Genomic DNA, 12,927 nt, shown 5'->3' with positions numbered 1-12,927 from the left:
ATTCTTAATGATTTTTTATCTATATTAAATACTGACAATATCTTATGTTGCAGTTTCATTCATCGGCCGTTCTCCTCGTTCAATTCTGCTAATATGCATTTGTGAAACACCAAGCATTTTCCCCAATGCTGATTGCGACAAATTATAATCGAACCTAATTTTCTCCAAAAGATGCTTCTGTTTAACTTTCATTCACTCCATACCTCGCCTCCAAAATATAATAATCTGATAGATTAATCTAAACGTAAAAAAGAAGATAAGTATTCAAACAACTTATCTCGACAAACAAATCCTAGGAGGATCAATAATCAATATCCAAAAGATTATTGAATTGGGGAAGATTTTACTTGCCATATAAAAGGACATAGTATATAGTGTAATTAGATAATCAAACTATAATTAGGTCAACTATGTGCTTTTTCTGAAAAAAAGTAAGGAGGTAACATCCTTGATGATCACCTATAACGTTACCCTTCCCTACTAGCTACTTTTCTACAATTCTATCTATACCCTTCGATGCCTACTCCCCCATAGGCTCACATCACCCTACCTTAATTGTGTCAGAGGTTTTTTTCGCTTCCCTAGACTTTTTCTTTTGTTCAGCATTTTTCTTTCTATCCTCATCCTTCTTACAAGTATCACATAACTCTTTATTCTTCGTTACTTTTCTATATGTAGTCTTACATACTTTACAATCACCAGATTGACTTTCATCCTCTAAGTTCGTCTTTATGTTCTGATAAATAATATGACCAAATGCATCCCAAATCGTCCCCCTCTTAGCTTCAGGGTTTACCTCATAATGATAATGAATCAACATATCAGCAACTTCTTCTTCATTATTGTGTATCTCCAGCAATTGATCTCTAATCATTTCAAATGTTGTTAGTTCTTTCACACTTTCCGTATATCCACTATCCATTAGTTCCTTTTCTAACTGAAACTTTTTCTTCTTATTCAATTCCACGTATTTCTTAATCAGGTCTTGATTCACCTTTTTAACATTTTTCTTTTTCATCATCATCTTATAATCAAATTTATCAAAGAGCTTGGAGAAACTGATTTTATTTTTTCCAATAACATATTCAAGTTTATCTACAGTACAGGCTTTTTCAATCGCTGCCTTCAGGTCTTCTTCACCTTTAATGTCTTTTCGCTTAGGAATCATGTTTACCTGTTTGTCTTCCTTATCCTTACTGTATATGAAAAAGTGTGGCAGCTTTTCTTTGTTCAGGTCTTTGATCTTATTTTCAACCTCATCAGGAAACGATGGATACCAACTCGTTTTTGCGAAATCAATGGCTGCATTTGTCTGATATACTAACTGCATTACCAATTCTTCGTCAATTTGATCGATTTGCTTCGCCCACTCTTTTGTAATCTTATTGCTTATTTCACCAATCTGCTGATTTTTCGAATAGGCTCTAGTAAGTGAGTTATACAAGTTTTCGTTATTGATTTCTTCACGATTTGCTGTTCCAAGCTCGTAGTCTAAAGGAAGAACATCCTTCATATTCCTTTTGGCAATAAATTTAAAGCAAGGGTCGGATACGATTGTCGCTTCATCACCATCGAAATCTGCCATTAAGACGTTGCTGCAATCGAGATTGTGACTACTCATATAAATACAATTAGAAATGAACCAATCCTTAGTTTCATCATCAACCTTGTTATTGCTTAAAATGTGTTCTTTGTACAAATGGGGGCTCCTTAGAACATCTAGACTTAATTCATTCTTATATAACTTACAACTCACTTCATCTTTATCAATTAATCCTTTTGGATCAGGATCTTTCAAGAATAACCACTCTGCGAACGCATATAAGTCCGGACTCATGAAAGTTCGTTTCGTCCCTTTAAGATAAATTTTCCCTGACTTAGCATTCTTATATAAAGAATCACGAGCACTCCTTATCTTTTCCTTAGAATATTCATCAGAAATTAATTCAGGATATATCGTAAGTGCCTTCTGATAAGAATCCTTGTTTCCCTCTTCATTATTTACCCCAAGCAATCCCAGCATATTATCAGCACTTTCTTCAATCTCAGCAATCTTCTTATTTGTTAGTGATGTAAGAGTCTTGATTTCATCGTTAGCAATATCAGGGAGCGTTTGGATCATCTGATATGAAATTGGCTTATCTAGGAAATTGTCTTCCTCCTCCTTGCAAATCGCAAATTCACCTCCCTTTTTAAATGCTCTTTTATACTCATCCCAATTCTTGTAGTAAGGGGCAAGCTTGAATTGACTTGCTGTAAAAATGTATTGAATTCGGTCAGCTATAATATCGTGAGTTTCACCATAGATATCTGTTACCGTACAATCGTCCATCTTCCCAACTTTTCGAATGAAATCCACAAATGGAAAAGGGATTAAAAGCCCTTTATGTCCGGGCATCCTGTACTGCCAACACTTCTTACTCACTTCAGGAAGCATCATCCCACACCCATCTACAATATTTACTGGTACGCTCCGATTTGTATCTTCAGTAGGCTTGAATTTATTTTTCTTGCTTATGTAATTAACATGCTGACCCTTAAGCACCTTTTCATAATCTGGTACGACAATCGCTCGATCTATATCAAAATCCTCAAAAGGAATGCTACTCGTCATGCACAAGGCCAGATACGCACCCATCTTACTCAAGTTGACTCCATTCTCGATTAGATTCTCATCATCTTTCCTTTTGAATTTAGTTTCATTAATTTTCTTTTTAGTTAGACCGCACCAGATCCTATTCTGAAATCCCTCACTCTCCACAACATCAGTTGCTGCAAATATTGACTTCTTATTACGAACCATGCCAGCACTTGAAGTGAAGTATTGATAATGACGTCCAAACTGATCATAAAACCCGTTATTCACTAAACTCTTGAAAACAACGTATCTGAATGCCCTGATCATAATAATATCTTTAGTTGTACCATCCTCACCAACTGTAATTGTTCTGGGTAGAGTGCTTTGGAATTGAGAAATTTTATTTCTATCTGCAAGTGCCTCCTGTCTCAATACTCTTGTTTCCAATTCACCAAACCTTTTCAACTCTGTATTCAATTCTTGTGTAAATCTCTTCACTCTAAGTTTGGCTATCTTCAATTTCTCGCTGCATTCTCGAAGATACTGAGGAAGCTGATCCATTGACTCCCTATTCTTAATTACATCCATCTTTTTGCTTGAATTTTGTTTCAGGGCTCTGTATAGTCTTTTATTCAACTCACTGATTTTTTTGCTTAACTGCTTTCGTTCTTCTTTAATCTTAATTTTCAACTCTTTATTAGCACCTGCAGGAATATCCATCTCATTCAGTTTTTCAGTTTGTTCCTCGATGTTCTGCTTAAGAGACGGGATCATAAAATTATTATTCTCATATAATTTAATATTCTCAATCTCACTTTTATAAATCGCCATTCTCCGTTTATTCTTGCTCAACTTAATATTAAGTTTATATTCTGTATCCGTGTAGAAAGCTGATGTGTCCAAACTGTACAATTGTATCTGTTTATTTTTATTATTTTTCATTAATATCCTCCTAAGATATCGTTATCGTTTTGTCTATCGTCCAACCTTGCCAATACAGTGTTTCGTTAACAATTTCACCTTAATTAACATTCAATTTTATCGTATCGTATGTAATAACAATTCCGAGTAATCTTATATGATATAATTTTACTTGCTATGTAATATGTCATTGGCTAACTTAACTAAATCTGGTACAATTTTCATGGTGATCTAAATGAATCAATCAAAATTAACTATTACAAAACTACTCAATTTATTCCTATCGGCTCGAACTGTACCAATTTTTGTTGCTACATATTTATCAATTCCTTTAATCAAGAACTATTCACATTTATCACTCCTTTCTTATTTTTTCACTTTGCTTATTATCCTTATTTCAATCAACCAATATAAAAAGTACAATTTGACAAATAAAGTTGATAAGCCGACATACCTAAGCGTTTTAAGCTTATTTTATTGTTTTGGAATATTGTTCTTAATAAATAATTCAATTATCAGCCTTTTATTTTTATCGATATCTTTCACCCTCTTTCCCTTTCAAGTAAAAAAAGGAATGGGTGCTATTAAACTAGATAAATACAATAGATTATTTAATACCGTCTGGGTTGAATTAACATTTTTCATTCTTGCTATTTACTCTTTTATTATATTTATGGCACGATTCTTCGAATTTCCATTTGTCCAGAATAATTTGTCTGATGAACTTTTGAACAAAATTGAAAATGAATATGCCATAATTTTTGTATCTTTGTTGACAAGTATTTTATTCATGCGCATATTATTTTTGGTTATTTTTCAATCAACAAGATTCATCATCAAAATGACTATTAATAATAATGTGGTTAATGGATTGGCTCCTACAGAAAAGTTAATCCGAAATATAAAATTAATGATCTTTATTGTTTTTACTTTTGTAAGTCCTCACATCGCTTTCGGTTCCTTATATAATTTCTTTTCTTTAGCATATAACCTTGGAGAAATTGGTATCTTAGATCAAATTTACTTTAGTTTTGGTTTACAGTACGCCATTCCCATGAATGAGAAATTCTACCCTACTGCTAAATTGTTAAATGCACTAAATTCTTTAGGAGTTGGAAGGATGCTTCAGTATCTTCACTTTTTTTCAACTAAAACTATAGAACTTACTGTGTTTGCCGCAATCGGAAATATATTTTTTGATATATTAAGAAATGAAAGGGCTTAATGATGTTATTTAAGATGCTTGCCGAACACTCATATAGATTAGCGTACGTTTAGGGGATAGACCGCCCCTAAGCCTACTTTCTAGTTGCCAAACTGGCAATCTAGGTCAACAATTTATTATCCTTAAGTGGAAAAAAGGACATGTAATGTAAAAAGTAATTAATATTCACCTCATTTTTTCATTTACTTTTTCTTACACTAACAACCATTCAACCTTACTCTCCCAAGGGATTTAACCAAAGTGGACATCATCTCTTATAATATAAATAGGAAATATGTCGAGTTTAATTATTCATTAGTTTATTCAATCGCTTTTACTGTTAAGTAAAACGGGGCTTAGGAAATGTCGGTAGACTTTTCGTGTCTCATCTATATAAGTGCCTGGCTACTTAGATAACTTCAATGGATCGAGTATGTATTTTGTATCTTTTATTGAGTAATGTCTTTACCCTACTGTCAGAAAGAACTCTGTTTAGTTTAGTAATACTGAGTTGCTTAGATATGTCAGATTTCTTATATGTACCTCTATCTTGAACCAATATGTAGTCTAGAAACTTATCAACTTGATCAGGCTTCTTATTCTCCGATTTCTTACGTTCCCTTTCCTGCTCCAATGCTTTAACAAAATCCAATTCAATTTCTTTGCGATTGTTGGAGTTTTTCATTTGAGATAAGACTGAATTCGTAATATTCTCATCAGCATTTACAATAAAGAATTTCCCTTTAGGAATCGCTACCCTTTGTATCCTTTTCAAACTCTGATACATTTCTGCAGCTATGTAGCCTTCTTGGATACTTTTAAAATAGAAATTTTTGAACCTTCCTTTATAAATTTGAGTCGATTTATTGCCAATCTGCTCATCAGAGTAATGAAGATAATGTACTAAGTATTGTTCTAAAGGGATGTTCGGAGTCGAAACCAACCACACTTGAGTGAAATCTGATGCCCAGTTCTTTCCGATTAGATTTCCGTACCAACTAATTGCGTATGGCTGATTATCGTAATCTGGATCATTATCCTTATCTTCTTTATCCACCCATATCTCATTTTTATCTACTTTCAATCCAAGTAGTTCTTCCCTAATTCGTTTTGACGAATCTTTATTGCCAACAATCAGTACTTTGTCTGATAGCTCTTTATTAGCTGCAATCTTGGAAGCAATTTCTTTGAAGTAATACTGGTCATGAGCTTCTATATTTGATTTGGATGAATTAAAGTTAATGATATTGAACTCAGACTCACCATGTTCTACAATTCTCGTCTGGTTAATGAGATTAAACTTTTCAGGGTTGCTCAGATACACCCCATCTATTCCACCAGAAGCATCAAGTATCAGGTTATTTTCTAGACCCCAATGCTTGTGTAGAGGATTATATGTTGAGATATTCCCACCGTTGTAGATACTTTGATTGGTGTATAGTAGGTTAATATCCCTAAGAAAATCCTTGAGAAACCACCTTCTATTGTCAGTCCCTCTTATAGTGGAATTATTGAGCGCTAATTCCATTTCAGAATTATAGTTGCTAAGGATCTCTTTTTTCACCTTAAACTTCATGGACAATACTTTGTTCGTGTGCTTAAGAGTCTTTTGTAGTTCAATGAATTCATTCAGTGGTCTGCACACTTCAATCAGTATTTCCCTGAGACCATTGGGAAGAATTTCAAACATCTTGGAATATCGCTTGTCATTGTATGTATAAACAGGAAACATTACTTTCTCATCGATAATCAGCGTATCTCTACCTGCAGTAATAGCACGTCTGAATTCTTCATTTTCACAGAGCGATATATACCTTTGATGAGATATAAATATGATTTTTTGATGCTTTAAATCATCAAGCTTATTCATCCACTCTCTCCAATTCTCATGTGTGATTGCTAATGAATTAGGATTGAATTCATGCTTTGTAAATTTTGCACTCTTAATGGACTCTTCATTGAATCTTTTTACAATAAGATATTTCGCTTCTATGATATTGTCCCATTCTTCATAATCATTGTTTATGTATTTAAGTAGCCTATCAACTGTGTAAGACTTACCAAGACCAGCTTCAAAATTGAAAACGTTAAAATGATCTTCTCCGGTTTTGTACTCAGTGATTGCCTTAACTAAGTAATTCATTTTGTTTATGTATGTGTCACCGTACACTTCTGAATAGTTATCATTGTATTGTAATTGAATAGACAAATTGGATTATCCCTCCTTTGCCTAACTATTTTCTCTGAGGGTAAACTCATCAATAATCTTTTGAAGCCTCGGTGATCTAACAAAAATCGTGAATTTCTTATATGTAGTTGGTGATAAAGCTGTTGTGACTGACTTATATCCTCGTTTATTTATGTATGTGGCCAGTTCCTTGTCATAGCAGAAAAAATGCTTCATTCATTTGCTTCCTTCCCTTATTCATTTAAAACTTACGTATGTGGGATACTCGACTTCTAAGCCGAGCACCTGATAAATCCTATGTAATTTACTCATTGGGATTGATTTATTCCCATTCGAATTGAGCCATGAACTTAGGTTGGATTGTTGCATTCCTACTTCTTTGCTCAACCAAGTCTGTTTAATCCCCCTGTTAGTTAATATTTCTTTGATCTGTTTTCCACTTAACATTTGCAGTATCACGCACCTCCTTTCGCTAAACAGAAACGAGTATTTAATTCATCATGAACAACATCTAATAGTTCCAATAACCGATTCTTATCCTTAATGTTATCCGTGTCATATAACCATTCAAAGATCATTTGAGTCTTTTCTTTTAACTCTCCATCAGACAGTACTGATACCGATTCTGGAGTAATTACAATTTGTGTTGGTCGGTTATGTATGTTAGACTGACTTTGATAAGATTCAAGTCTTTCTCTAATTGCTGCAATACTCTCAACTAGTGAATCTGGAATATCTAGGTGATACGCTCCTCGTGGTGAAATATCCGCAATACTGAACTCTAAGTTGCTGATCAGTTTCTGATTTGATAAGTGATTTACCTCATTAATGATTGTCATATTATTTTCTCCTCCTGTTAAAATGAATTTTTTATATTGTTGAAATTACATTTAAAGACCCCAATTTAACCACCCCCTTTAATTTACTTACTAAAAATCGTTGACAACTTGTTGTTATGCCCGTATACTTGTAAATAAGTTTACAAGACATCTATATATCATAAGAGATTGAGAAGTATATAGATTTATATGTTAATGGATATGAAAAGCTTAGGCTGCTGAATACAGTTAGCCCATTTTGTATTTTCCACCTTTTTCAGCCTCACATATTATATAGTATTCAGTTATATAATTATTTCAATAGCAATTTAAATTTTATTTTTTAAATATACGGATATTTATCTCGAAGCCTTGGTTTGGTCGCCTGCTTCCAGATAAATATCCGTTTTTAATTAGTTTTTAAGATTTATTTCAGCCGAGTCCCAATTAATCCTCGTTTGGAAAATTGAAAACAAATACGGTTTACCTTCAAAGTCATAAAGAGTGATATATGCGTCGTTGAGGTTTACTTCATTCACTTGTATATTGAGCATATGGAGAGCTTCTTCTTCATCTTTAGCTTTAACATTTATGATGACAGCTTCTTGATAGTGGACAAAGTTATTTTCAATGTCAGTCGGATTGTTTTCCCAGTCAGCTATATTAATTCTTACAGCCCCTTGAGACTTAGTGCGGAGTAACTGATCACTTTCTCTATAAAACTCTAACTCTGCAACCTCTTGAATCGAAGCTGATACTGGCGATAAAGAATAAGCGAATGTCCCTAAAGCTTCAAAAGATAAATTCTCATTTACAACTGTCATCATAATAAATTTCCCCTTTTCCATTTCCAATTTTTTGGTTTCATTTAAACTTTTTGATTTTAGGTATAAGCAAGCACGCTAACACTGGAATCCAGTATTAACGGACTTGCCATTTAGTTATGTCTTGGTATAGGAAAGAAATTATGTATTCAATGGCTGACTACCCCCCGATTGGCGGTTCCTTTGGTGCATATTGAATTACTTTGTCATCAACCAGTTGAGTCTGTTCTGCAGAAGCAGAAACTGTTGTGAGTAAAACTGATAAAAATAAAGCTGCTAGTACTTTCTTAAACATATTAACACCTCCTTCCAATCATCCCCTTTCATTAGAGTAAAATTATATATTATCGTTAGTTGAATAGACCTGATACAATGTAGTCTTTTTCTCCTAACGCTAATAATCGAATTCGTGACAGGCTCGCCATGTGACGGTCACCTTTTTTAAGGTACAGATTCATAGAATTATAGTAATGAGCAATGCTCTCCTCTGCATTTGCTTCACCTTTAATAAATTCTCTAATTGGACAGATTGACTGTTCTTTATCATCAATGGAACAAAGGAGATTGTAACCAGTCCTATGCATCCCATTCTTAATCATCGAGTATGCTTCGAGTTCCTGATCAACGAAGTACTTCACTTGTTTTCGCCATAAAATTTGAGTAAATTGAACATTGTATTCAGCGATTTCTACCAAGTCTTTCCTTCCAATTGTCTTGTACAGTTTCTGTGCTTTCCTATAGTACTTAATTGATTTATCCAAGTCTTCAGATTGAAAGCTTGCTCCAATCCTGTTTAATGCAGTAGCACGATAAATGAGACCACTGGTTTTACTGTCTAATATACGCTTACAGTATGCTCTTGACTTCTTGGTATCGCCTTGTTTAAGCATAATGGAGTGCATTAGCTCATGATATCTGCTAAGGAAACTTTCCTTGATGTAGCCATCTTCGAGGGATTTAATATGATTCTTAAGCTGTCCTAATGAAACTGTTGCAAAACTAAATTCTCCTCTATTGTAAATGGAACACACTTCTAAGATGCGAAGTAAGATCTGATTCTCTTTTAGAGATGCTTTCTTGAAACGTACAATTTCATAAGTCTCAAGTGGTGACAACCTTTCTAATTGCATTTGTAGAGCAATTTCATAACACTCACCAGCATCCCTAACATCACCATTCCTGTCATGTTTAGCGTTGGATACTAAGGTATTTAGCTCTGGATCAAGCAGACGATTAATTGAGCAGTATTCCATGCTTTTACGAATGTTTTCATGGCGTGTAACTTTTAATACATAAGATTTCATGTACTCAATTTCTAGGGACGGATTGAGATATCTGACAATGGATGCTGCAAGAGATGGATCTATCTGTCTGCTCTCGTTTAGAAAACGAGTTACAGTAGTTGGAGAGGTATTGCAAGCTGCTGCAACTGAGATATTTGTCTCCCCGTTTTTCACCATCTCTTCTTTAAGCATGTTGAGAATTTTACTCATTGTTAGTTCCGTCCTTCCTAATTAATTGGTATTTCGCTTAATTATCCGCTCTGTTCGACTTCTTAGGTCATACTCATACAAAGAAAATTCACTGAGCCTTCAAGATCCTCTGGATGACTTGCAATTGAATTTAATACGGTACAGATAAGATCATGTAATCTGGCCGAGTGCATTTCCTTATCAGTTATTGTTCCAGAGTCGTTGATAACTGAGAATAGTTGATCAAGTTCTTGGACTGTTTGCTCAGTAATATGAGATAACTTGGTCATTCGGAATGCATCCTTTAGTTGAAATCCCCGGATTTGTTTAATCCTGTTGCTAATCCAAGGGCATAAGATCCAAGAATTGAAAAGCCGATTAATGCTACTGATAACATTTTGTCACCTCGTTTAACTTAACAAGTTTTACTTGTTAAGTTAAATATACTACCCTTGAAATCATAAGTCAACACATTCATAAAAAAGTTTTACTTAATAGGTTAAATAAATTATCATTGATTATGAGGGGAGTTGTTACTTCATGACAAAGGAAAAGGACACAAGGGTAACTCAATCATTAAAAGAGGCTGGTTTTGTTTCCCATCTGGAAAAGACAATTACATCACTTGGCATAACTAGAAATGCACTTGCAGTAGAATCCAAAATAAGACCAGTAACAATAAATTCGCTGTATAGTGCCGAAGCCAAGCAACTAAGTGCTCATACTTTGAGTGAAATCCTAAAAGCACTGGATAGGATTGCATTATCAAAAGGAATTGAAAAGAAACATAAGATTAGAGATATATTTGAATATGGAGAAGAATAATAAAAAAAGCAGAGATATATTGATATCTCTGCTTTTTTTATTATTGATGCCTACTTTAAATGATCTTCTAGTTGTTCCACCCTTCCCACTCTGCCAAAACTTTATCTTTTACTATTTCCGGTAATTCATCAAAGCTTATTTCTTTTCCATTGTCAACATCATTGGCCGTAGTAACGTCCATTGCAAACATAATGTCATCTTCAGAGGCTGCAAATTCCCAAACTTCACCATTGTCGACTTTGAATGTGATGGTATACCTATCTTCATCATCCGGGTTATCGTATACTCCTAAAAGCTTTATTTCACTTGCTTTTTGCACATCGACCTGCCTCTCTTCTTCTCCTTCGTCATTGTATGATTTTAACTCTTTTTGAAATCTGTCAAACTCTTCTCTAGTTTTGAAAGAATTAAAGTCAAATTTTTCTCCTTTGATTACAAATCTTTCAAAATACTCACTGTATTTTTTGTTTTTCATCAGTTCAACTCCTTTTTATTACACAGTTCACTTATTCAAATACTCTAAAATGATCCAATAACATCTTTCTTTTATCATTCCTTAGACCACCACCATAAATCCTCTGGAATTTTTCTTGCCAAGAACCATCATCGTTTGAAGTTTCTTCGATATTAAAACCAATCAAACTATTAAGTTTTTCTCGTTCAACATTAACGTTATAATTCTCTCCTTCAAAATCCAAAGTGACTGAAACTGTATTTACAAAAGGAAATTGTCTCAAGATCCTTGCTGTTTCCTCAATTAGTATTTTTTCAATTTTAGCTCCACTTTTAAAGTAGTCAGCATAAACATGTTCAGAGTGTGGTGAATTCTCATTTTCTCTTTTGTAATCCTCGTATGATTCATAGTAATTAATGAACACAATTCTTTGTGCGTCATTGTAGATTGCGTTTTTAATAAAGCTTGAACTGGTTAGCACAGATAAGAAATTCTCTAAGTTTTCTTTATAGCTCATAACTTCAACTCCCTGTAAAATGATTTAAACTACTATACATAAATTTTACCATATTATACATACTCTTACTTATTAATAATCTTATAACCAATATTCATCCCACAGTTGTCTAATGTGAGCAGTCTTCATCCTACGCTTGCAGATTCCATGAAAATAGCCTCTAGGATTCGATATAGGCTTAGATTTGATTTTGGCTATCAACACCTTCAGGCATTCCAAACTAAGAGATTTCGCTGTGTTTTCGCATATAGAATTGATTCTGGAGTGTACGATTGAGATTTTCTTGAGCTCCCTGATAGTTTTGGAATCATGAAAGAAAATTGAAGCATATTTTTCGAATTGATCAACGTATTCGATACGTATATCTTTAATCTTTTGTGTTAAAGATGGGGTTGTCTTTTTGGTAGGACAATTTTCCGCTGTATTCTTTTGCTCTTGTTGGACATCTTCTTCAATTGGTAGGATCTGAATTACATTAGATGACTGTCTCATATCACTTTTACGCTTCGTCTCAAGCTGTTTAATGATACCTAAGTCTTCAAGTACCCTACAGGCTCTTTGTACTGTTTTACGGCTTATATCCAATGATTTAGCGATATTATTCTTAGTACGGAATGAAACACCTAAATAAACACAGGAGTATCTGTGAAGTTGATCCAGAACTAGTACAGCACTCTTAGTTAATTTTGTTTGGAATTGCTCTTTATAATAACGAACTGTCTTATTCAAATCTTCTATGCAATCAAATGTGGTTAGATTACTATAGCTTTCTTCGCCAGCTATTATTGTGATAGCTTTTTTGGACATAGATATACCCTCCTACGATATTCCGCAAGAGGGTTTTGGGCATACTCAAATAAACCAACCACCTTTTATTGATTTTTCAAGGTGATTAGCGTACAATATAAGTACAAATTGACGTCCTCTTACGGACAACGGGATGAATCAGCTGCAACTGGTTCATCCTTTTTTATTTGGTTTTATTTATTTCATTTAAGATGAGCATTGAAAGATCGATATGTGAATCGTCAGGTATTCCAAGGACATTCTTATCAAAATGTATAATTTGTTCACAAAGCTCTTTAACACGCTCTAATACCTCTTTGTCACTCTTCATGGTGTAATG

Annotated in this window: 15 protein-coding genes; 2 read left to right on the top strand and 13 right to left on the bottom strand. The window is 33.9% G+C overall.

Annotated elements, in window-relative coordinates:
* Positions 1-42 precede the first annotated feature (42 nt).
* Both KH172YL63_RS21840 and KH172YL63_RS08455 read right to left on the bottom strand, forming a co-directional pair.
* On the bottom strand, positions 43-192 hold the full coding sequence (locus KH172YL63_RS21840) for a helix-turn-helix transcriptional regulator (protein ID WP_173105693.1): 150 nt from the start codon (positions 190-192) through the stop codon (positions 43-45).
* A gap of 349 nt (positions 193-541) precedes the next feature.
* Positions 542-3,520, bottom strand: coding sequence for an RNA dependent RNA polymerase (locus KH172YL63_RS08455; RefSeq protein WP_173105692.1), 2,979 nt, complete (start codon positions 3,518-3,520; stop codon positions 542-544).
* Between the two features lie 214 nt (positions 3,521-3,734).
* On the opposite strand from KH172YL63_RS08455, the gene KH172YL63_RS08450 reads away from it, so the two are divergent.
* On the top strand, positions 3,735-4,724 hold the full coding sequence (locus KH172YL63_RS08450) for a hypothetical protein (protein ID WP_173105691.1): 990 nt from the start codon (positions 3,735-3,737) through the stop codon (positions 4,722-4,724).
* Between the two features lie 388 nt (positions 4,725-5,112).
* Here the strand turns inward: KH172YL63_RS08450 and KH172YL63_RS08445 are convergent, their stop codons facing one another.
* The 7 genes from KH172YL63_RS08445 to KH172YL63_RS08420 form a co-directional block, all read right to left on the bottom strand.
* Positions 5,113-6,912 (bottom strand): hypothetical protein, encoded by a 1,800-nt coding sequence (locus KH172YL63_RS08445; RefSeq protein ID WP_173105690.1) that lies wholly within the window; start codon positions 6,910-6,912, stop codon positions 5,113-5,115.
* A 216-nt stretch (positions 6,913-7,128) separates the two neighbouring features.
* The gene (locus KH172YL63_RS21835) at positions 7,129-7,338 is read right to left on the bottom strand and encodes a helix-turn-helix domain-containing protein (RefSeq protein ID WP_442858775.1); all 210 of its coding nucleotides are present in this window, start codon (positions 7,336-7,338) and stop codon (positions 7,129-7,131) included.
* A gap of 8 nt (positions 7,339-7,346) precedes the next feature.
* A complete protein-coding gene (locus KH172YL63_RS08435; protein WP_173105688.1) occupies positions 7,347-7,730 on the bottom strand; it encodes a hypothetical protein in 384 nt (127 codons plus the stop codon).
* Between the two features lie 392 nt (positions 7,731-8,122).
* Entirely contained in the window at positions 8,123-8,536 is a 414-nt protein-coding gene (locus tag KH172YL63_RS08430; protein WP_173105687.1) for a hypothetical protein, read from the bottom strand.
* Between the two features lie 157 nt (positions 8,537-8,693).
* Complete coding sequence (locus tag KH172YL63_RS21725) at positions 8,694-8,828, bottom strand: hypothetical protein (RefSeq protein WP_269475207.1); 135 nt, start codon at positions 8,826-8,828, stop codon at positions 8,694-8,696.
* Positions 8,829-8,883: 55 nt separating this feature from the next.
* Complete coding sequence (locus KH172YL63_RS08425; RefSeq protein WP_173105686.1) at positions 8,884-10,026, bottom strand: AimR family lysis-lysogeny pheromone receptor; 1,143 nt, start codon at positions 10,024-10,026, stop codon at positions 8,884-8,886.
* Between the two features lie 62 nt (positions 10,027-10,088).
* Positions 10,089-10,295 carry a hypothetical protein gene (locus KH172YL63_RS08420; RefSeq protein ID WP_173105685.1) on the bottom strand — a complete coding sequence of 69 codons (207 nt, stop codon included), beginning with the start codon at positions 10,293-10,295 and terminating at the stop codon, positions 10,089-10,091.
* Positions 10,296-10,545: 250 nt separating this feature from the next.
* Between KH172YL63_RS08420 and KH172YL63_RS08415 the strand changes: the two genes are divergently transcribed.
* Positions 10,546-10,830, top strand: coding sequence for an XRE family transcriptional regulator (locus KH172YL63_RS08415; RefSeq protein ID WP_232066148.1), 285 nt, complete (start codon positions 10,546-10,548; stop codon positions 10,828-10,830).
* A 67-nt stretch (positions 10,831-10,897) separates the two neighbouring features.
* Here the strand turns inward: KH172YL63_RS08415 and KH172YL63_RS08410 are convergent, their stop codons facing one another.
* From KH172YL63_RS08410 to KH172YL63_RS08395, 4 genes are all read right to left on the bottom strand, one after another.
* Positions 10,898-11,305 (bottom strand): hypothetical protein, encoded by a 408-nt coding sequence (locus KH172YL63_RS08410; RefSeq protein ID WP_173105684.1) that lies wholly within the window; start codon positions 11,303-11,305, stop codon positions 10,898-10,900.
* 31 nt (positions 11,306-11,336) lie between these two features.
* A complete protein-coding gene (locus tag KH172YL63_RS08405) occupies positions 11,337-11,801 on the bottom strand; it encodes a hypothetical protein (protein WP_173105683.1) in 465 nt (154 codons plus the stop codon).
* 81 nt (positions 11,802-11,882) lie between these two features.
* Positions 11,883-12,608, bottom strand: coding sequence for a helix-turn-helix domain-containing protein (locus KH172YL63_RS08400; RefSeq protein WP_173105682.1), 726 nt, complete (start codon positions 12,606-12,608; stop codon positions 11,883-11,885).
* A 163-nt stretch (positions 12,609-12,771) separates the two neighbouring features.
* The gene (locus tag KH172YL63_RS08395) at positions 12,772-12,918 is read right to left on the bottom strand and encodes a hypothetical protein (protein ID WP_173105681.1); all 147 of its coding nucleotides are present in this window, start codon (positions 12,916-12,918) and stop codon (positions 12,772-12,774) included.
* Positions 12,919-12,927: the final 9 nt, after the last annotated feature.

It is taken from the genome of Bacillus sp. KH172YL63, from assembly GCF_011398925.1.
In the GTDB taxonomy this organism is placed as follows: Bacteria; Bacillota; Bacilli; order Bacillales; family Bacillaceae_B; genus Rossellomorea.
The sequence above is the reverse complement of the archived record's forward strand: the minus strand, read 5'-3'. Positions and strand labels throughout refer to the sequence as shown.